This window comes from Bombilactobacillus sp. ESL1092 (assembly GCF_058107465.1).
In genome coordinates, this window is the sequence record NZ_CM176594.1 from 699240 (window position 1) to 719045 (window position 19806).

Below are 19806 nucleotides of genomic sequence, written 5' to 3' on the forward strand. Positions count from 1 at the left end.
TATAAAGATTTTGAGCTTTAACTGCAGCAAAATCAATTATTTTATCACTAAAAAAGTCTTCATCATAATCAGTAAGTTCCTAACTATTGATGAAGACTTAACAATGATACGAAAATTAATTAATTACTACTCATTACCTGTTAAGACAGCAAAAGCTTCTTCAGGATCAGATTTTTGTGCGACGGCTATAAACTCTTCAAAGCTATTAAAAGTTCGAATTTTTTGATGACTCAGCAGATGAATATAACAATCAGCTTCTACCAAGTGTTGCAAATCATGCGTAGTAACAATTACTAATTTCTGAGGATCTTGAGCTAAAGTTAAAAGTTGATCGTTGATTTGTCTATTAGCTACTGGATCCACGCCGCTTGTAGGTTCATCAAGTAGAAAAACATTCTTTTGTAAAAAACTTTCCAAAAAGATTAACAACCAGCGCTTTTCTCCCACAGACATAGATCCTAATTTACGATTCATTAAACCAGAATATAACTTTTTAAAGTGCGGGCTTAATTGATTAACTTCAATCTTTTGATAGCCAGTAGCAATCCCAAAAATAAATTGCTTTAAATCATTACCATTTAAGGAACCAAAGAAGATTGGATTTTGCGTTTGATAAACAATTTCGTTAGTCTTTATCGATGACACAATTGTTCCATTATCAACTTTTTGAACACCACTGATCAGGTCAAACAACGTGCTCTTTCCGGAACCGTTATACCCAATTAAATAATTAATTTTTCCAGGCAAAAATTGACAATCACAGTTTTTGAAGATTGTATGATCCTGATAACTAAATGAAATATTATCCAAAACAATTTTCATGTCCACACACTCCTAATTTCTAGATGTTAAGGAATTGATTCTAACTTTAGCACTGGCCACATAACCAATGAAAAAATAAATGATAAATAAAACAAAAATCGACAATACTTGATATAGGTTAATCACATGTGGAGTTTTAAACAAATTAAGTATGACAACAATAACTTGTGTTACATAATCAGCTGGATTCATGCCAAAAAGTAACTCTCCCCAAAAGGAACCCGTATCTTGACGAACAGCCGATAACCAGATTAACCCTAGTAGTATTAAATTAGCCAAGATGCTACTTGTATTCACGCGCATTGGAAAAATGGTTAGCAATACGCTAAATAACATGACTGGTATGGCCGAACAAATATAAATCAATGTATAGATCAAAATAATCATAATTATTTTGTTAAAATTAAATATTGCCATAAAAATTCCAAACATCAAGACACACAAATATCCAAAAATAAATTCACTCACTAGTAGGCCATAGACTGGAAATTTGCGATTTCCTCCAGATATCATCGTGACAGTTTTTAAAAAACCACTTTCGCGAAAACTAATTATTTGTAATGCAATTCCATTGATAGCTACTGAAACAATCATATATGCTAGATAATCACTGGTTGAAGCTAACAATTTAATTATGGAAATACCTCCTATAGATAATCGTCGAAAGTTAGAAAAAATATATAAAGCAGTTGGTAATAACAAAGTATATATAAGTGGTATTTTTTCAGACCAAATAATTTTATTAAAGGTTTTAGCATAATTAAGAATAATTTTCATGTTGTTTAACCTCACGGAAAAGGAATTGACTTGCCCATGTTAGGAAAGTCTTGTATTCCAGACACATTAGCTATCTTATATTTATGTGGATCAATTATTTGAGTATTCATGTGTGGAAAAGCATCAGGGGAAAAAACTTTAACTATTCTTAGGTTAGTTTGACTAATAGCAGGAGGTATTGAAAGAGCATAATAATCTATAGGAACTTTTTGTATAACTTTTTTTAAATTAATCAAATTGCTGTTTTGACATTTTTCAGGATAATAGTTCGTAATATCTCCCTCCAAAAAAGTATATTTTTGAATAAATTCTTTAGAAGTTTGATTTAAAAAATTTCTCTTATATAACTCTTGTTCATTTAAATTGGGGTTGTTTTGGTACAATAAAATAGATTCATAGCTTTGACAAAATTCATCCAATGCACCTTTTAAAGCCTCACTAAAAGATAGGTTTGCATCCAAGCCTATAGAAAATGAATCTTTATTACCTCCTATTATTAAAATAACAAAAATATCGCTATACAAAGAAATATCATAGACTTTAAAGTAAGAAAAAATACTACTGAACCTTTTAATTAAATGCCTACTTTCAGGATAATTATTTAATAAATTTATAGGGTACTCTCTTCCCCTTTTTTTAGATAACCAAGTCAATATTAAAGACTGTCTCTCCACAAACTCCAAAATAGCAGCATAAAGTGCTAATTCAGAATTAGTATGCGAAGCAACGCCACACGAATCAGTAAATATTTTCTTATATCCATTTAATCCTCTTAGTGAATAATTCATATATACTTCAGCTGGATTAACATTTAACACACTGTCATCAAATAACGAAAAAGCAGGTATTTTAGAAATTTTTGAATTAATATTGTAAAACATGGACAATCTTTCATTATATTCTCCAAAGCATGCCATTACTGAATTTTTTTTATTAAACGTTGCAGAGTTACCAGTTGCGTTCTTTATCTTTAAGGGTAATATCGAAGTATGACAAAAGTTTGTTTCTAAGAATTTTTTATCCTCAAAAGATATATTTTGTATCAAAAATGAACTATCTATATTTGCATTATTATTTTTTATATACATGATAATATGTCCTTACATAATTGGATTATCAGGAAAATCATTTTTTAAAACATCTCTACTTATTCTATGATATATCTTTCTATCAAATTTAAGATTTTGCTTAAATGGTACATAATTGATCAATTCAGGAGAAAAAGATCTTATACAAATCAATTTTTTATATGAAACGCTCAGTGAATGAATATATAAATGATTTGTAAATCTACGTAATGACAATTTTAAGTCTTTAATAGAGATATTATTTTCATTACGCCAATTGAAAGATTCTTTTTTTGAGTATGATGATAGTTTCCTTTCGGCATTAATATCATCAAAAGACTTTTTCTTCATTGAAGTATAGTTATCATAAAGCATTCCCTTATAATCAATAATACTATTATTATCATTTTCTATTTTGGCTAAAAAGACCGCTTCATTAACAGCTTTTTCTAAAGAATACTTTAAAGAAAGACCAGACCCCGTACCCACAACAATTGGATGTCCATTTACGTATAAAAATACATAAACAACTAAAACAGGATAAAAACTATCATTGATAAAAACTTTATGATCATAATTTTCCCCTGTGATATTAATCAAAATATTTTTCATTGATTCAGAATACAATTGATATCCTTCATTGTTATACCAGAAAAGCATTGTAGCATTCTTTTCAATCAATTCTAATATGGAATTATACACAGCATAGTTACCATTAGTATCTGCTGCTGTAGAAGTTGTATCTAGACATCCTTTATCAGCAAAATAGAAATTATTTTTGTTTATTTCTTTTACACAACCGCTAAAAATGTCAATAGTTTGAACAAGGATTTCGTTGCTTGAACTTCCAGACAAACTTCTTCTTTCTACTGATTCCGAAAATGCTTTTTTTGTTGCTAATAATTTATTAATTCCAAAGGACCCACAATCATTGGGTGAATAGGTATCTTCATTTAATAGAATGCCTATTCTAGAAGATGCAAAAAAAGATTTTGTTTTATCACAACTAAACATTGTATTATAGATGTGGTTGTTATCATCTGGATAGACAGTAAACATAATATTCACCTATTAGTATCTTTCAATCCAAACCACTGTAGAAGAGTAACAGGCGTCATTTTCGCATTCAATCCACAGGCACGAGTCAACGCATTATCATTAAATCCAGACCAAATACAATCCCCGAATTCCTTATAACACGATACATGAGATAAGTGTAAACTCTCTGCAATTAATCCTGATTCTATTAGTGCATGCCTATATCCTCTACGACCATATTTTAAAATAGCTCTTTCTAAATCTATTGCATATGCAAAACATATATTAGACAAAAGTTGGCCAGGAAAAGCCGAGTTAACATTTATTGATAACATTTTAAAATCTTTTTTATTGGATATCTTCTTAATCAATTGAAGTGAATAATGCTCTGAATCATAAACATATACACCTGCATCAATATCTTGTATTTCATTATTACTAAAAACAATCATAACTGGAATTACTGGATACAGCCCTCCTGCTGAACCATAATTTTTTGAGCCTAATCCCTCATATCTACCAAACGCCTTACCTAATATATCTGCTATTTTACTTTTATCAATATATTTATCTTTTTTAAAATGTCTCGTAGATTGAGGATAATTATAATTAGGTATCTTATAATTAGGAAACATTTCTATAGTATCTAAAGGGTTATCTGGAAGTATGTCTTTATACTCCACAAGTTTTTCCCATTCTATAACTCCTGAATTGAAAGTCCAGTTATAAGGAACCTGCCAGGTCGTTGATTGATGAAATTTTTCAATATCATTTAATGTTCGTTTACTTAATAATTGTTCTGACATTTTTTTTGCAATTAAAAGTTCCTTTTCAGAAGATGCACTTTTATCATTATTTTTCATAACAATCACATAACTCCCAATATACAGAAAAGTCTTTATATACTTTGTTATTATTTAAATCTATTTTTGTAACTAACGAAAGCGACTCTGGATTAATGCTAGAATATTCACCGTCTCCTATAAAATTATTTATTATGGAAAACAATGACAAGGAAATAAAGTCTTTCTGGTAGTCTGGTAATTGTGTACTTATAATCATTTCACTATCTGTTTTATAAATATCATCAATTATTTCTTGATAACTTACATCTCCGGTAGTGTTAATACGTAATTGAGCTTTTATATTCTCCAAATTACACTGATGACAAGGATTATACCATTCGGTTTTATACAAATTATCTATATAATAATTGCCAGCATAATAATAACCAAACAATGATATGCTATTGCTATCAATGATTTTTTCTCTAATCAAGTTGGCATCCTTAAAACTGTATTTCGTTAAAGAAACTATTATCATATCATCAGTAGATAAATTCATGTTTAAAAATTCTTGAACCTCAGTAACACTAATACTTTCTACATTTAAATCTAATTTAGATCTTAAATAAGAAAAAACATTGGATTTAATATGCAAGTCATCTGATACAATCACAATATTTTTAATTTCAATTGAATATGTTGTGATGCTTTTTTTTAAAACTTTTTTATTTATTAAAAATGATATAAGCTCATCAGTATCTTCACAAAAAACACTATATATTTCATCATATGAGACAAGCTTTCTTGAATCTCTATCCCATTTAAATAAAAGGTTTGACAAATCTTTATCATTGATAACAGTTATACCATATTCATTTTGAAGTAACTCATTTACACCACTATATAAGAAAAAGGGTAATATTTCATAACTACCTTTCATTTTATGATTCCTCCATATGGCCAATTTATTATAATCTTCAATATATTATTTAAGGCCACATGTGATACCATGCGACCTTAAAATAATATATTTTTACCTTTTGCTTACAGTAGAACTACCACTACTAGAAGAACAACAAAAGTAATTATTACCATCATGTATTTCGGTTAATTTATTACTTTTAAGACTTCCTCCATATCCAAATTTATGTTCTGAATTTTGTTCCAAAGATCTATTAAGTTTTGCACTTGCTTTTTTGTCTCGAATTTTCAAATAATCTTTTGTTTTTAAAGAATCCTTGGCTTTAATAGTTTGCATATTTTAATCCTCCTATATGAATGTAATTAGAATTATATTAATATAAGATTAAAAGTCAATGGCATTTTTTAATTTATTATTGCTCAATATCAAGATTAACTACAATCTTGTATCAAAGTATTACTTCAGAATAGCTTTAACTTAATAAATAGTTTTTTTATGTGCCAAAATTGTTAGCTTAATAGAATTTTTTAAAATTCAATTCTGGAACCTTTTAAAGTTGACTTTCCAAATCACCAGCCCAATGTTAGCCTTTTCATTTTTTAACAATAAAACTATAATAAAGTTAGATTAAATAAGAAGAAGGCTAAAACATGAACCAAGAGATGATTAATTTTTTAGTAGCACGTAAATCCATTCGTAAATATGATCCGGCCCAAACTATTTCCGATGAAACTATTAATAAAATGTTGGAGTTGGCAGCCACGGCACCTTCTAGTAACAACGCGCAGCCCTGGAAAGTCGTGGTGATCAAAGACAAAGCTAAGTTAAAAGTTTTACGTCAGTTGGCTTCCGACCAAGAGCAAGTCGAAACAGCCTCAGCACTGTTCTTTATTTTAGGCGATTTATCTGCTTATCAAACCGAAACTCTAACCGATTTTTCCATTAATCATGGCTTGTTAGATGCCCATGATCAAACGGCCATTACTGCATATCAACAGGGCTTAGAAAACTTTTATCAAACACACCCCGAAGATAAAACTGCGCAAGGTGTTAATTTAGACACTGGTTTATTTGCGATGAATTTAATGCATGTGGTGCGGTGTTTTGGCTATGATTCCGTGGCAATGCGTGGCGTTGATTTTCCTAAAGTCATGGATTGCTTAAATATTGATTCCCATTTAATTCCGATTATGTTCTTATCCGTCGGTATAGCCGCCGAACAAGGTAACGATAAACAACGCTATCTTGTATCGGATTTTGCTCGGATTATTGAATAAGTTTCAAAACTAATTTATCATATAAAACAAACTATAATACTCAGGGAAGTGCAAGCATGATTACTTACAGTAACCAAGTCAACGTGACAGTTGAAACCTATATTGATCTTTTAAAAAGATCCACTTTAGCTTTGCGCCGCCCAATCGAGCAACCTAAAAAGATTGCGCAAGTCTTAAAGGATTCTGATATTCTCTGGACTGCTTGGGATCAAGACCAACTAGTCGGGGTAGCCCGCGCCTTAGTTGATTCTGGCTATGATCTTTGCTACTTAAGTGACCTAGCCGTAGATGCTAATTATCAAAAACAAGGTATTGGTCAAACATTAGTTAACAAATTAAATACACAAATTGGTCCGCACACCAAACTTTATTTATTAGCGGCACCCAAAGCAATGGAATATTATCCGAAGATTGGTTTCGAGAAAGTGGAGAATGCTTTTCAATTAAGAAAATAATCCTTAGTGTATTTAGATTGAAATGATTCATTCAATATGTAAATAAAATAAGATTTTAACTCTAGGTTAATTGAAACAACCTGGTTAAAATCTTATTTTTTATTGTTATCCATTTTCTAAAAATGGTTATACCAAAAAAGCCGTCTTCTCTCGAAAACGACTTTCAGCAAACTATATTTTATAAGAATTGCCGTAAGATTTCACGCAATGGTGGCATCTTAGGGATTTGGAACTTGTCTTTGAAATATTCAAAACCAAACTTCAAATAACCTTCAGCTTCATCTTTAATAATCTTACCTGGTAATGGAGCTTCATCATAAACCGCAGCATTAATTAAAACTGGCTTAGTAGGGTTCTTGTATTGTTCCATAGCTTGAGCAAATTCTTCATCGTTAGTAACATTGATGCCAATACCACCACAAGCTTCAGCAAATTTAGCAAAATCAATATCTGCCAAATCAATGCCGTAATTTTGTTGGCCCGCAGATTGTTGTTCATATTCAATGAAGGCTAACAAATGATTATTTAACACAACAACGACCATTGGCAAATCATATTTAACTGCAGTAACAAAGTCTTGCATGACCATGGCAAAAGCACCATCGCCGCAAACTGCATAAGTTGGGCGTTGTGGCATCGCAATTTTAGAAGCAATGGATCCCGGTAAAGCACAGCCCATAGTTCCTAACCATGCAGAAATGGTATATTTTTGCGTGGACTTAACATCAACAAACCGGGCACCAAATGAAGTTGAAGTCCCCACATCAACGGACCAAACCGTATTAGCTGGTGCCACTTCACTCATTTTAGCAAACATCTTGGATGGTAAAACGCCATTATGCTTCTTGTTCTTAACGTCGTTCATCCAAGCGCGCCAAGTTTGCATATTCTTTTGACAAGCTTTTAAGAATGGCCGATCGCTGATCACTTCGCCACGGGTATTTAATAAGGTTAATGCATCTTTGGTATCTGCCACGATCGCCAAATCAATATTATGACGGTGACCAATTTTACTTGGGTCATTATCAATTTGAATTGTTGGAATCTTTTGGTTGATATAAGGTGCATAAGGATAATCAGTTCCGATTAACATTAATAAATCGGCGTTAAACATTGCTTCATAAGCAGGTTTCGTACCTAATTTACCGATTTGTCCTAACGCATTGGGATGATCATCATCAATGGTTCCCTTAGCGGGCATTGTTTGAATAAATGGAATGGAGTAACGTTCCACAAATTCTTTAGCTTGTTCTTGCGCTTCTTTAGCACCGACACCAATCAAAGCTACTGGCTTTTTGGCTTTTTTGATCATGGCTAAAGCTTGATCAATATCTTTCACATCAGCACTAGGAGCATCCAAACGGAATTGATCAGCCGTTGGTTTAAACGTATCAGAAATTTTATGATCCGGTACATCATCTGGAATCGTCAAAACTGCAACGCCTTTATTCGTATAAGCGGCCCGAATTGCTTCGTCCATAACTGCTGGTAAGGTTTCTGGGTTAGTTACCAAACGATTATAAACAGCAACGTCTTCGAACAATTGTGGTGTATTGACTTCTTGGAAGAAACCAGTATTTAATAAATGAGATTGAATTTGACCCAAAATAGCCACAACTGGTGCGTGATCCATCTTAGCATCATATAAACCATTTAACATATGAATGGCACCAGGTCCACCAATGGACAAGCAAACACTCACTTGACCAGTTAATTTGGCATGCGAAGCAGCAGCTAACGCAGCAACTTCTTCATGCCGAACTTGTGTAAATTTAATTTGATCGCGTTTGCGATACAAAGCTTCAATGGTTGTATCTACAGAATCCCCAGGTAAACCATATACATTATCAATGCCCCAAGCTTGCATAACTTGAACCATTTTATCGGCAGCATTAATTTTCATTATATCTCTCCATCTCCGATTAAATCTGAACAACATCTTGAAATTACATTATTCTACTCTACCACGAATCAATCACAAACAAAAGTTAAATGCCCAATCCTAATTAATTAGGAAAAATTTAATATTTTCACATTCATTTGTGAAGACAGCTACAATCTCCCCCTTCCTGCAAAATTTGAACCACCAATTCTAAAGAATCAACTTAGCACTTTTCCTCAACACCAAACTTTGATATGCTAAGATGTTATTTAGAGGATTTAGCTACTGCCATCAAGGTGACAGTACTGATACTAGTTGGCTCTTGGATTGAAGTTTGATAAGTACTAGCTTGCCAAACTTGAATCCGCCGACCAATTTGAATCGGGTGTGCTTCTGCAAATAATTCACCTTGCCTCACCGAACGTAAATGATTCGTTTGAATTTGTGTGCCGACGGCTACTTGCTCAGCTGGTAAATTTAAATTAGCGCCTAAACTAGCCGCGGTTTCGGCTAAAACACTATTCATACCTCCATGCAACTGGCCGTACGGTTGTAAGACTTGTGCTGTAATGGGTAATTGCAATAAAACCGTTTGGGGAGCTTGGTGTAGGATTTTGATCCCGAGATATTGAATTAAATCGATTGTTCTGACCTCCAGAAAGGAAAATTTTATGACGAATTGGCAAACTATTAAGAATTATTCAGAAATTTTATTTGAGCGACAAGATAAAATCGCCAAAATTACAATTAATCGCCCCCAGGTGCGTAACGCCTTTACTCCGGACACGATTCAAGAAATGATTGAGGCCTTTAACTATTGTCGCGATGACGCAAGCATTGGTGTAATTATCTTAACCGGTCAAGGCGATTTAGCCTTTTGTTCCGGTGGTGACCAAAAAGTGCGCGGCAACGGTGGATACGTTGGTAAAGATAAAATTGCCCGGCTCAACGTCTTAGACTTACAACACTTAATTCGCGTGATCCCGAAGCCCGTGATTGCCATGGTCAAAGGCTGGTCCGTTGGTGGGGGTAATATCTTACAATTAGTTTGTGATTTAACCATCGCGGCTGATAATGCCCAGTTCATGCAAACAGGACCAAAAGTTGGTAGTTTTGATGCCGGTTATGGCTCCGCTTATTTAGCCCGAGTCATTGGTCATAAGCGCGCCAAAGAAGTCTGGTTTTTATGCAAACCTTATAGTGCCCAAGAGGCTTTTGAAATGGGGTGGATCAATAAGGTCGTTCCGTTGGCCGACGTTGAAACGGAAACGCTAGCTTGGTGTCACGAAATTTTAAAGAAATCACCAACCGCCATCCGCTTTATTAAGGCTGCCATGAATGCTGATACGGACGGCCTAGCTGGTCTGCAACAAATTGCTGGCGACTCCACCATGTTATTTTATGAGACAGATGAAGGTAAAGAAGGTCGTGACGCTTTCTTAGAAAAACGCGAACCCGATTTCGATAAGTTCCCCAAGTTCCCATAACAAGCTGTGAACAAAACTGGTTAAAAGCTGAAGACTAACCTAGCCCAATTTAAAAGTCGTTTTTTGACTTTGAATTTGGCGTAGTTAGATACATTCTTTTGCTCTTTGGAGCGCAATTATCAAGCTGCAAACCTAAACATTTGATGATCTTCATCGCACACCTAGTAACCAAAGACTGAAATCCAACAGTGGTTCCAGTCTTTTTTGAGGCTCAGCCTTTAGAAAGAAGTTTTTTAATGCAAAACTGGTTAAACAAACGAACGCAATTATCACCTAACAAAATAGCCTTATATTATCAAGACCAGTACTATACATTCCAACAAATTCAACAATTAGTCAAACATCGTGCCCAAAAATTGGCCAACTTATCCATTCACCCCCAAGATCATGTGGGGTTATTTGGACACAATACTTTAGATACTTATTTGAATATCTTAGCATTGCAACAATTAAATGCGACCATTGTCTTTTGCAATATTCGCTTAGCCGCGACCGAATTAGTCCAACAATTACAAGATGCTCAAGTAAAGTTCTGTCTGAGTGATCAAAACGACTTACAATTGCCAACAGATAAGGTTCAAATCATTACTCCACATTCTCTATCCACATTAGCGCCCCAACCCTATCCCGCTTTCAGCATTCAAAGTGACGATGTGGCTAGTTTGATGTATACGTCGGGAACCACGGGGCAACCGAAGGGTGTTTTGCAAACCTATGGTAATCACTGGGCCTCTGCCATGAACACTTTATTGAATTTTCAAATTACGGCCAGTGATTGTTGGCTGTGCGTGGTACCATTGTTTCATATCTCGGGCTTTTCTATTTTGCTGCGCTCTTTAATTTATGGCATTCCGTTGTATCTAGCAGATAAGTTTGACGCTACCAACGATAATCAATTACTTTGTCAACAACCAATCACGATTATGTCAGTGGTCCCCACTATGCTCCAAGAACTCTTGCAAGTTAAAACTACTGCCTACAACTCCCGCTTTCGCTTAATGTTTCTCGGAGGAGCCCCTATTGATCAAAAAACCTTACAAGTTTGTCAAACCCAACATATTCCGGTAGTACAATCTTATGGTATGACCGAAACCTGCTCCAACGTTGTAGCCTTAAATCCTCCAGATGCACAACGTAAATTAGGCTCTTGTGGTCAAGCTTTATTCAGCAATCAAATTCGCATTGCGCCAAACGGTGAGATCCAGCTCCAATCCCCGGCATTAACCCCGGGTTATTGGCAAAAGCCAGAATTATTTCAACAAAAATTAACCGCTGATGGCTGGTTTAAAACGGGCGACATTGGCTATCTGGATGATGAACAATTTTTATTCGTGCAAGGCAGAATTGATGATATGTTCGTTTCTGGTGGTGAGAATATTTTCCCCGCCGAAATTGAAAATCTGTACCAACAATTACCCCAAATTCACAATATTTGTGTGACCCACCAGTCTGATCGTCACTGGGGTAGTGTTCCCGTTGCTTATGTCGAATTGAACCAGCCCGTCACCTCCGCACAATTAACCGCCTATGGTCGCCAATATTTAGCACACTATAAAGTTCCCGTGGAATTTCGGCAAGTCGCAGCTTTACCAAAAACCAGCAGTGGTAAACTAAAACGGCAGGGACTCCAACAACTAAAATTCCAATTGCTTTAACAAAAATTGCCCTTAATTATGAACGTGATTCACACAAAGAGGAGTTATTGACTATGAAACAATATTATCGCCAATTTAATTGGTATCGCTGGCTCAGAATTATTTTTCTCGCAGTCACCGGAGTTGTTATTTTAATTAATCCCGATAAAAGTTTAAACGCGATTTTATATTTAATTTCTGCTTACCTGATCGGTCTAGGATTAATCGCTTTACATGATGGTTGGCTCTTATCCAAAAGTCATAGCGACAATAATAGCCCGTACACCACTGCGGTAGTTTCTTTTTTACTAGCAATTCTCATCTTTCCCATTGCCCACCTCTTACTTCCACTCTTACCAGTTATTTTAGGCATTGTCTTATTAGTTAACGGCGTCAATCAATTTTTTAACGCCCGCAGCAATCGCAAATATATCAATGTGACTCCGTGGTGGGACTACTGCTACTCTTTGTTATTAATCATTTTAGGTATTGCCTTAGTCTTTAATCCCTTTGATATGTTGCGCTTTTTCTTTCGTTTATTGGGCGGCGGTTTAATCGTTTTAGCCGTCATGGAATTTATCAATACCCGTATTTATAAAAATAAGTAGTAAAAAAAAGATTCGCCAAAGCAGGCGAATCTTTTTGATTACTTCAATTTTGTAAAATTTATTTCTTTGGTTCAAATACCAAGTGCTCATTAACAAAGGCATTTAAGCCCAAATCGCTTAATTCCCGACCATAGCCAGAGTTTTTGACGCCACCAAATGGTAATTCTGGTAAAGAAGCCCAGCCAGAATTAATAAAGGACATCCCCGTTTCAATTTTCGCAGCCACAGCTTTCGCATGCTCGACATCACCTGAAAAGACCGTATTACCTAGGCCGTAACTTGAATCGTTCGCCAAATCAATTGCTTCTTGTTCAGAATTAACTTTATAAACCGAAGCAACCGGACCAAACATTTCTTGATTAAAGATCGGATTATCTTTGTCAATGTCAGTTAAAATTGTTGGTTGGAAGAAGAAACCTTTGCTGTCAATTGGTTCGTTACCATAAACTAATTTGGCACCATGTTCGATAGCCGTATCGACTTGTTGCTGTAATTTTTCTTGCGCACTCTTTGAACTCAAAGGTGCTACAACCGTTGTGGGATCCATGGGATCACCAATTTTAGCATTCGCAAAAGCTTCCTTTAACATGGCAACAAAACTGTCATACTTATCAGCCATGACAATGAAACGTTTGGAAGAAGTGCAGACTTGTCCCGCATTATACAATCGTGCATCCGGGGCAATCTTCTTTAATTCAGCGTCATCAGCATCACTTAAAATAATGAAGGCGTCGTTACCACCTAATTCCAAAGTCGACTTCTTCAAGGCGTCACCGGCTTCTTTCGCTACTGAAGCGCCACCACGTTCAGAACCAGTTAAGCAAACCCCAGCTACGCGCGGATCATGAATGGCTTTTGACACCAAGTCATAACTAATAAAGAGGTTGGTTAATGCGCCTTTCGGGGCACCAGCTTTTAAAACTAAGTCCGCTAATTTTTGGGCTGAAGTTGGGCAAATCGAAGCATGCTTCAAAATCATGGGGTTACCAACAATAAAGTTCGGAGCAAAGACCCGCACTACTTGATATAGTGGAAAGTTCCAAGGTTCAACTGCCACAATAATTCCAGTTGCTTGTTTTAAGTAATAAGCTTTACCAGCAGGGGTTTCTAATGGAACTGACTGCATTAATTCTTCACCGTGCTGCGCATAGTATTCGGCAATGGCCGCACACAATTGCACTTCGCCTTTAGCCTCCGTCAATAACTTACCCATATCATAGGTCATTGCCTTCGCTAACTCATCTTCATTTTCTGTGAGCGCTTGCGCAATTTGGTGTAAAATTTGGGCACGTTCAGCCACCGGTTGGTCGCGCATTGCTTTGTAGAGTTGGTGACCAGTAGCTAGCGCTGCTTCAAGGTCAGCTGGTGTTGCATCATCATACTGTTTTAATAGTTCACCTGTATAAGGATAGATTGTTTGATATGCCATAAGAGACACTCCTTTCAAAATTCACAATATCATTATAATACTATCTGTGCTATTCAGCGACACTAAAGCGTTTATTTTTAGGTCATAATATCGTTTACTAAGTTTTAACTTATAAAAAATATAATCAAATTCAATTCACAAACTTGAAAAACCAGCTTTTATTTTCAGGATATCTTAATCATACTGAGCCCCGAATTTTTTGTAAATTTAAACGTACAATGCCACAGCGTATTTTATCCTTAACTCTAAATAAGAACATAAAAATTAATTTTAATTATTTTTAGTGGACAAAAGCCACTACTCGTTATTATAATAAGACAAAAGGGAGGTGACACGGGAATGGATCCCAACTCAGCTGAGTTAATTCGGCATTTTAACAGACATTATACTTTACTATTAGGCATCTTAGATAAGCAAGTTTTCGATACTGACTTAACTTGGCCCGAGAGTCGAATGCTTTTAGAGATTAGTTTTCATTATCCAGTCACGCCGATGAAGCTGTCCCGGTCGTTACATCTGGATAAAAGCTATACTAGCCGTTTAATCAATCAACTTGTGCGCAAACAGGAAATCACAAAAGAACCTTCTTCAACGGATTTACGTTCAGTGGATATCTTCTTAACTTCCCATGGTCAGCAAACTGTGGCTTACCTTAATCAAAAATCGGATGCACAAATCCAAAAAATTATTGCTTCTGTTCCTGAACGACAGCAGACCCAATTGTATCAAGCTTTTAAATTAATCAATACGATTTTGTTTGAGAAATGAGGTAAATTTTATGTGGCAGGCAAAAAATTTCGAGACATTAACCCCTTACGAACTATACCAAATCTATTTTTTAAGAACTAAAACTTTTGTCGTTGATCAAAAACGAATCTATCAAGAAGTTGATGCTCACGACTTAACGGCTTGGCATGTCTTTAACATTGTTGATCAGCAAGTTATCGCCTATGCGCGCATTTTTTCAGAAGGCGACCATCTTACTTTCGGCCGTGTGGTAACTGATCAAAAATATCGTGGTCAAGGCTTAGGACGAGAATTAATGGAACAGATCTTCCAAACCATTACAGCACAATTTCCTGGCAAACCAATTGCTATTGAAGCACAACAACAAGTTGAGGCGTTCTATCAAAAATTCGACTTTGTCAGTCAAGGACAACCGTTCATCTTTGAGTCAACACCACACATTAAGATGGTTCATTCAGCATTGTCCTAACACCATCGAACTCCAGACCAAATTGCAACTAATATGACCCCCGAAGTTATCCTAGCTTCGGGGGTCACAGCGTTACTCACATTTAGTTATTGTATTGAAAAGCATTTTTAAAAATTATTTTTGACCGTAATATGCATTATCACCATGTTTTCGGTAATAATGTTTATCCAACAAATATTGCGGCAAATGACAATTAGCTCGGGTTAATTGCATCGTATGATAGTCTTCAGCGGCCACTGTTTCCAGCACTTTAGCATTATAGACAGCATTTTGAGCATCATTTCCCCAAGCAAACGGTCCATGTTGACTCACTAATGTTCCCGGAGTCGCCTGATAATCCAAGTGGCGCTCCTTAAAAGTTTCTACAATGGCTTGACCGGTATTTTCTTCATAACCCGCTTCAATTTCTTGTTGGGTCAAAGCCCGTGCTGCCGGAATATCATTGTAAAAAGTATCCGCATGGGTCGTATTTAAAGCTGGAATATCCATTTTAGCAGCCGCAAAAGCAACTGCCCACGGTGAATGGGTGTGCACAATCCCACCAATTTTGGGAAAAGCATTATACAAAACCACATGCGTAGGAGTATCACTTGAAGGATTCAAGTCACCTTCAACGACTTGCCCTTGCAAATTAACCACCACTAAATCTGCTGGTTGCAAAGCATCATATGCTACTCCCGAAGGCTTAATGACAAAGAGACCTTGCTTACGATCAATGCCCGAGACGTTACCCCAGGTAAAAGTCACTAAGTCTAATTTTGGTAATTGCATATTGGCTTCATAAACTTCTTGTTTTAATTGTTCTAACATGTTAACCCCCCTCAATTAAAAATCTGCTGACAACTGGGATTTCACTAATCCTCAACTTTTAGCACCTGTTTTATAGAGCAGCTTGCTTTAAGCCTACTTGCGCAAACAATTGGTCAAAAAATTCCTTCGCTTGGCGCACTTTAGCCACGGGATCAGCAGCTTTTTGACTCCACATTTCTACTGTAAAACTTCCAGCATAACCGAGTCGCTTAAAAGCGCGTAAGCACCCTTCAAAATCTACGTCACCTTGACCAAAGGGTACTTCTTTGAACTGGCCCGGACTAGTAGTAGTTACTTTTTTAGTATCTTTTAAATGAACCGCTACAATTTGTTTCATATTGGTCTCTAAATCAGTAATTACATCATTTTGCGGCCATGCTGAAATATTGCCAATATCCGGATATCCTTGCAGCCATGGACTAGCAATTTGCTGTTTAACTTCTTGAATTTTACTCAAGGAATTTAAAAACGGATCATCCATCGTTTCAATGGAGAGCATGACTAATCTGGAGGCTGCCATATCGACACAGCGTTGTAAATTTTCAATAAATAGTTCATGACTTAACGGAGTCTTTTTATCATAATAAACATCGTAGCCCGCTAATTGAATATTTCGAATGCCTAAGTCTACCGCTAAGTCGAGTGCTTGTTGCATCATAGTCAGCGCCTTTGCTTGAATTGCCGGATCCTTCGCTCCCAAAGGGTAACGCCGGTGTCCAGACAACATTAACGTATTAATATGACTATGCGTTGCCCACAAAGCTTGCCGAAATTCTTGCCGTTCCTGACGGCTCCACGTTAAACGTTTTAAGCGCTCATCACTTTCATCAATCGAAAATTCCAAAAAGTTAAACCCTAATTCATGTACCAATTCAAACGTTTGTTGCCACGTTAAATTTTGCGGTAATGCTTTTTCGTAAATACCTAATGGATTAGTAATCATTTTGTACCTCCCAATTGTTGCTGTAACTGCACTACAGCTGGCCAACTAGTATTTAAAGCTTGCACTAATTCTTGATAGACTTGATATTTGGCTTGATACACAGCACTAGCTTGTAAATCTGGTTCAAAGCGTTGCTTAACGTGTGTCATTTCGTGAACGGCCGTTTTAAAGTCGGGCCAAGCCCCTTGAGCCACCGCACAACAAATGGCACCTCCTAGCCCGCCTAATTCCGTAGCTTGTGGAATTTCCACAGGTAATTGCAAAACATCCGCAAACATTTGCATCCATTGCATTGAATTAACCGCTCCACCAGACAAGCGAACAACTTGTGGCTGCGTGGTGACTTGTAATAACTGTTGGACATGGGTCTTATGTGCAAAACAAATACCCTCATAAACTGCCCGAATCAACTCAGATTTACTGGTATTACTCCGTAAACCGATTAAGGCTCCCTGCGCATCGGGATGCGCATTACTCCCGTACAGAAATGGCAAGAAGAAGACCTGCGCATAACTCGGATCGGTAACTTTTAAAAAATCTTCTAAATAGTCATAGATTGAACGCTGTTGTTTCTTTGCGTTAAGCGTTTCATCAGCTAACAACATTTTAATCATTAAAGCTAAATTGCCGGCTGATGTCGGGCTAGAGGCTTCGACTAAATTTTGTTGTGTCACAAAGAGCGAATTCATCAAACCTAATTGTTGGGGGGCACGCGCCGAACCCACCAGTAAGTTCATATTCCAAGTACCTGCAATCATACTTAATAAACTTTCATCCAAAACGCCCGTCGCTAACGTACAAGCATCAATATCAAACATGCCCCCAAAAACTGGTGTTTGCGGCTTTAAGCCGGTCACTTGCGCGGCAGCTGCGGTTAAATGCCCACACATCGTGGTTGCTTGCACTAACGGTGGCAAGGCTGCTTTGATTTCGGGGATCCCAAAGAAGTCAAGTAGGCGCTCATCATACTGTTGTGTTGTCAAATTGAGCAAGTTATTGCCCGAAGCATCACCGATTTCTTGATAGATTTCTCCCGTTAACAGGTAGCGAATAAAATCCTTATTAGAAAAAACGGTCCCAATTTGTTGATAAACGGCCGGCTGATTTTGTTTGAGCCAAGCTAATAAAACAGGCGCTTGACTAGCCATGACGTGTTGTTGACTAATGGGATAAATTTGAGTAACCTGCGCTTCAAACTGTTGTGCTAGCTCAATAGCTCGCTGATCAGTCGATAAAATACCATTATGAAAAATTTGCTGGTGACGATCTAAAAGATATAGTCCTTTGCCATGTCCTACAACCGTCACTGCGGCAATTTGTTCAGCGCTCAAGGCTGCTTGTGTCAGAGCTTGTCTAATGGCTTGACCCAAATGTGCCAATAAATCTTGCAGTTTAATTTCTTGAACCTCGGCATCTGCTCGGACTTTTTGGGTGGGAAACGCACTAACTGCTACCTGTTGCCCATTCAGGTCACAAATCACTACTTTGGTTTTGGTACCACCATTATCAATCGTTAAATAATACCGCATGACCTATTCCTCCTAATCCAGCAAGATTTGGTAAACTGCCACTTCATTAGCCTCGCGATTAGCCGCTAACAAATAAGATTGTTGCTGCTTTTGATAAACCAAAACATTACTGGGACCAACACCAGTTTCAATTAATTGCAGTTTTAAATCGGGATGCTCAATTAACGCTAAGCCTTGTTGCCCAGCTCGCCAACCGAATAGGAAATACTCTCGACTCCCAATCGGCCCGCCAAAAAGTGCATGTCCAAAGGGGGTGGGAGTGGTTGTTTGTTGCAATAACTGAAAATGTTGATCATATAAGCGTAAATGTGCCCCGTGAAAATCCGTAATGGTTAAATACTCTGGCGCACCATCTTGATTAATATCCGCACAACAAATATCGGACGTCGCGGCTGTGGTCAATTGTTGTAACTGCCACGACTGCGTTTCAGTCGGCCAACTTAAACGGAAAACTCCTTCTCGACCCGTGATTAAAGAACAAGTCGCTAAACGCTGATAACCATGATTTTGCGTAATGCGCTGTTTGAGTGCGTGCAGGTTAAGCAGGCGTGCTTGATCATCATCATATTCCCCCACCCAAATTTTACCGGGATCTGACCAATCGTTCGTCTTTTGTTTACTGTTAGCAATCGAGCAACCAACATACCAAAAGCCCGTTTGCCCGGTTTTGGGAATAATATCAAAGCGGTGAATATACGGACACTCACCGACAACTGTTTGTTGCCAACCGTTTCCCGTAAAAGTTTCTTTGACAATCCGACAGGTGGCTGAGTTAAAGCCGGGATAAAACTTTTGTGTTGCTAAAAAGTTCAAAGTGCCAGGAATAGCAACTAACGTCATCGTGCCCCCAATATTGGGCCAGACAGTGATTTTTTGCCAATGATGATTCAAATCATAGGCATAACAAGGTTGGTCTTCTTCGGAAGCAACAATCAAAAAATCCTGATTTAAAGCTTGTAAGTGTAACAAAGCATAACAGTGATCCAATTGATCACTAAAAACTTTTTTAAATTTCATTTGGAACACCTTGCCTCTATTCAAAAATAAAAGAAGGTTAGGACAACAATTTGCCCCAGCCTCCTATGAATCAGACGAACATCTGCTAAAGCTTGCGATTAACTTTTT

The 19806-nt window shown here is 36.7% G+C and carries 21 protein-coding genes; 7 read left to right on the forward strand and 14 right to left on the reverse strand.

What is annotated here, in order from left to right; genetic code table 11:
• Positions 1-126: 126 nt before the first annotated feature.
• The 7 genes from AC3B6Y_RS03240 to AC3B6Y_RS03270 form a co-directional block, all read right to left on the reverse strand.
• A complete protein-coding gene (locus tag AC3B6Y_RS03240; RefSeq protein ID WP_489756710.1) occupies positions 127-822 on the reverse strand; it encodes an ATP-binding cassette domain-containing protein in 696 nt (231 codons plus the stop codon).
• 12 nt (positions 823-834) lie between these two features.
• Complete coding sequence (locus AC3B6Y_RS03245) at positions 835-1599, reverse strand: hypothetical protein (protein ID WP_489756711.1); 765 nt, start codon at positions 1597-1599, stop codon at positions 835-837.
• A gap of 11 nt (positions 1600-1610) precedes the next feature.
• Entirely contained in the window at positions 1611-2687 is a 1077-nt protein-coding gene (locus tag AC3B6Y_RS03250; protein ID WP_489791365.1) for a YcaO-like family protein, read from the reverse strand.
• A gap of 12 nt (positions 2688-2699) precedes the next feature.
• Positions 2700-3725 (reverse strand): YcaO-like family protein, encoded by a 1026-nt coding sequence (locus tag AC3B6Y_RS03255; RefSeq protein WP_489791367.1) that lies wholly within the window; start codon positions 3723-3725, stop codon positions 2700-2702.
• A 5-nt stretch (positions 3726-3730) separates the two neighbouring features.
• The gene (locus AC3B6Y_RS03260) at positions 3731-4567 is read right to left on the reverse strand and encodes a nitroreductase family protein (RefSeq protein ID WP_489775090.1); all 837 of its coding nucleotides are present in this window, start codon (positions 4565-4567) and stop codon (positions 3731-3733) included.
• Entirely contained in the window at positions 4557-5429 is an 873-nt protein-coding gene (locus AC3B6Y_RS03265; RefSeq protein WP_489756715.1) for an McbB family protein, read from the reverse strand. The genes AC3B6Y_RS03260 and AC3B6Y_RS03265 overlap by 11 nt, the downstream gene beginning before the upstream one ends.
• Positions 5430-5522: 93 nt before the next feature.
• Positions 5523-5747, reverse strand: coding sequence for a hypothetical protein (locus tag AC3B6Y_RS03270; protein ID WP_489756716.1), 225 nt, complete (start codon positions 5745-5747; stop codon positions 5523-5525).
• A 314-nt stretch (positions 5748-6061) separates the two neighbouring features.
• Here AC3B6Y_RS03270 and AC3B6Y_RS03275 point away from each other — a divergent pair, with 314 nt between their 5' ends.
• Together AC3B6Y_RS03275 and AC3B6Y_RS03280 are read left to right on the forward strand one after the other, a co-directional pair.
• A complete protein-coding gene (locus tag AC3B6Y_RS03275) occupies positions 6062-6688 on the forward strand; it encodes a nitroreductase family protein (RefSeq protein ID WP_489756717.1) in 627 nt (208 codons plus the stop codon).
• A 56-nt stretch (positions 6689-6744) separates the two neighbouring features.
• Complete coding sequence (locus tag AC3B6Y_RS03280; protein ID WP_489791368.1) at positions 6745-7143, forward strand: GNAT family N-acetyltransferase; 399 nt, start codon at positions 6745-6747, stop codon at positions 7141-7143.
• A 178-nt stretch (positions 7144-7321) separates the two neighbouring features.
• Here the strand turns inward: AC3B6Y_RS03280 and AC3B6Y_RS03285 are convergent, their stop codons facing one another.
• Both AC3B6Y_RS03285 and AC3B6Y_RS03290 read right to left on the reverse strand, forming a co-directional pair.
• A complete protein-coding gene (locus tag AC3B6Y_RS03285) occupies positions 7322-9046 on the reverse strand; it encodes a pyruvate oxidase (RefSeq protein WP_489756719.1) in 1725 nt (574 codons plus the stop codon).
• A gap of 244 nt (positions 9047-9290) precedes the next feature.
• Entirely contained in the window at positions 9291-9716 is a 426-nt protein-coding gene (locus AC3B6Y_RS03290; protein ID WP_489791499.1) for a PaaI family thioesterase, read from the reverse strand.
• On the opposite strand from AC3B6Y_RS03290, the gene menB reads away from it, so the two are divergent.
• The 3 genes from menB to AC3B6Y_RS03305 all read left to right on the forward strand — a co-directional run bounded on the left by menB (position 9697) and on the right by AC3B6Y_RS03305 (position 12754).
• Positions 9697-10512, forward strand: coding sequence for a 1,4-dihydroxy-2-naphthoyl-CoA synthase (gene menB, locus AC3B6Y_RS03295; RefSeq protein WP_489756720.1), 816 nt, complete (start codon positions 9697-9699; stop codon positions 10510-10512). The two genes, AC3B6Y_RS03290 and menB, sit on opposite strands and share 20 nt — an antisense overlap.
• Positions 10513-10748: 236 nt before the next feature.
• Positions 10749-12167, forward strand: a complete 1419-nt coding sequence (locus AC3B6Y_RS03300) for an o-succinylbenzoate--CoA ligase (protein WP_489791370.1) — start codon at positions 10749-10751, stop codon at positions 12165-12167.
• 53 nt (positions 12168-12220) lie between these two features.
• Positions 12221-12754: a DUF308 domain-containing protein gene (locus tag AC3B6Y_RS03305; RefSeq protein WP_489775088.1), complete on the forward strand. Its 534-nt coding sequence runs from the start codon at positions 12221-12223 to the stop codon at positions 12752-12754.
• A 58-nt stretch (positions 12755-12812) separates the two neighbouring features.
• On the opposite strand, the gene AC3B6Y_RS03310 is transcribed toward AC3B6Y_RS03305, so the two are convergent.
• Entirely contained in the window at positions 12813-14183 is a 1371-nt protein-coding gene (locus tag AC3B6Y_RS03310; RefSeq protein WP_489791371.1) for an NAD-dependent succinate-semialdehyde dehydrogenase, read from the reverse strand.
• 339 nt (positions 14184-14522) lie between these two features.
• Here AC3B6Y_RS03310 and AC3B6Y_RS03315 point away from each other — a divergent pair, with 339 nt between their 5' ends.
• Together AC3B6Y_RS03315 and AC3B6Y_RS03320 are read left to right on the forward strand one after the other, a co-directional pair.
• Entirely contained in the window at positions 14523-14951 is a 429-nt protein-coding gene (locus AC3B6Y_RS03315; protein WP_489791372.1) for a MarR family winged helix-turn-helix transcriptional regulator, read from the forward strand.
• A 10-nt stretch (positions 14952-14961) separates the two neighbouring features.
• The gene (locus tag AC3B6Y_RS03320; protein ID WP_489775085.1) at positions 14962-15399 is read left to right on the forward strand and encodes a GNAT family N-acetyltransferase; all 438 of its coding nucleotides are present in this window, start codon (positions 14962-14964) and stop codon (positions 15397-15399) included.
• Positions 15400-15513: 114 nt separating this feature from the next.
• Here AC3B6Y_RS03320 and AC3B6Y_RS03325 read toward each other — a convergent pair whose 3' ends face one another.
• The 4 genes from AC3B6Y_RS03325 to AC3B6Y_RS03340 all read right to left on the reverse strand — a co-directional run bounded on the left by AC3B6Y_RS03325 (position 15514) and on the right by AC3B6Y_RS03340 (position 19698).
• Complete coding sequence (locus tag AC3B6Y_RS03325; protein ID WP_489756726.1) at positions 15514-16209, reverse strand: L-ribulose-5-phosphate 4-epimerase; 696 nt, start codon at positions 16207-16209, stop codon at positions 15514-15516.
• Between the two features lie 70 nt (positions 16210-16279).
• Entirely contained in the window at positions 16280-17152 is an 873-nt protein-coding gene (locus tag AC3B6Y_RS03330) for an L-ribulose-5-phosphate 3-epimerase (protein WP_489791373.1), read from the reverse strand.
• Positions 17149-18681, reverse strand: a complete 1533-nt coding sequence (locus AC3B6Y_RS03335) for an FGGY-family carbohydrate kinase (protein WP_489791374.1) — start codon at positions 18679-18681, stop codon at positions 17149-17151. The genes AC3B6Y_RS03330 and AC3B6Y_RS03335 overlap by 4 nt, the downstream gene beginning before the upstream one ends.
• Before the next feature lie 12 nt (positions 18682-18693).
• A complete protein-coding gene (locus AC3B6Y_RS03340) occupies positions 18694-19698 on the reverse strand; it encodes a hypothetical protein (protein ID WP_489791375.1) in 1005 nt (334 codons plus the stop codon).
• Positions 19699-19806 lie beyond the last annotated feature (108 nt).

Coding starts and splice junctions, on each gene's coding strand:
- AC3B6Y_RS03240 (WP_489756710.1), bottom strand. CDS start 822: ATGAAAATTGTTTTGGATAATATTTCATTTAGTTATCAGGATCATACA.
- AC3B6Y_RS03245 (WP_489756711.1), bottom strand. CDS start 1,599: ATGAAAATTATTCTTAATTATGCTAAAACCTTTAATAAAATTATTTGG.
- AC3B6Y_RS03250 (WP_489791365.1), bottom strand. CDS start 2,687: ATGTATATAAAAAATAATAATGCAAATATAGATAGTTCATTTTTGATA.
- AC3B6Y_RS03255 (WP_489791367.1), bottom strand. CDS start 3,725: ATGTTTACTGTCTATCCAGATGATAACAACCACATCTATAATACAATG.
- AC3B6Y_RS03260 (WP_489775090.1), bottom strand. CDS start 4,567: ATGAAAAATAATGATAAAAGTGCATCTTCTGAAAAGGAACTTTTAATT.
- AC3B6Y_RS03265 (WP_489756715.1), bottom strand. CDS start 5,429: ATGAAAGGTAGTTATGAAATATTACCCTTTTTCTTATATAGTGGTGTA.
- AC3B6Y_RS03270 (WP_489756716.1), bottom strand. CDS start 5,747: ATGCAAACTATTAAAGCCAAGGATTCTTTAAAAACAAAAGATTATTTG.
- AC3B6Y_RS03275 (WP_489756717.1), top strand. CDS start 6,062: ATGAACCAAGAGATGATTAATTTTTTAGTAGCACGTAAATCCATTCGT.
- AC3B6Y_RS03280 (WP_489791368.1), top strand. CDS start 6,745: ATGATTACTTACAGTAACCAAGTCAACGTGACAGTTGAAACCTATATT.
- AC3B6Y_RS03285 (WP_489756719.1), bottom strand. CDS start 9,046: ATGAAAATTAATGCTGCCGATAAAATGGTTCAAGTTATGCAAGCTTGG.
- menB (WP_489756720.1), top strand. CDS start 9,697: ATGACGAATTGGCAAACTATTAAGAATTATTCAGAAATTTTATTTGAG.
- AC3B6Y_RS03300 (WP_489791370.1), top strand. CDS start 10,749: ATGCAAAACTGGTTAAACAAACGAACGCAATTATCACCTAACAAAATA.
- AC3B6Y_RS03305 (WP_489775088.1), top strand. CDS start 12,221: ATGAAACAATATTATCGCCAATTTAATTGGTATCGCTGGCTCAGAATT.
- AC3B6Y_RS03310 (WP_489791371.1), bottom strand. CDS start 14,183: ATGGCATATCAAACAATCTATCCTTATACAGGTGAACTATTAAAACAG.
- AC3B6Y_RS03315 (WP_489791372.1), top strand. CDS start 14,523: ATGGATCCCAACTCAGCTGAGTTAATTCGGCATTTTAACAGACATTAT.
- AC3B6Y_RS03320 (WP_489775085.1), top strand. CDS start 14,962: ATGTGGCAGGCAAAAAATTTCGAGACATTAACCCCTTACGAACTATAC.
- AC3B6Y_RS03325 (WP_489756726.1), bottom strand. CDS start 16,209: ATGTTAGAACAATTAAAACAAGAAGTTTATGAAGCCAATATGCAATTA.
- AC3B6Y_RS03330 (WP_489791373.1), bottom strand. CDS start 17,152: ATGATTACTAATCCATTAGGTATTTACGAAAAAGCATTACCGCAAAAT.
- AC3B6Y_RS03335 (WP_489791374.1), bottom strand. CDS start 18,681: ATGCGGTATTATTTAACGATTGATAATGGTGGTACCAAAACCAAAGTA.
- AC3B6Y_RS03340 (WP_489791375.1), bottom strand. CDS start 19,698: ATGAAATTTAAAAAAGTTTTTAGTGATCAATTGGATCACTGTTATGCT.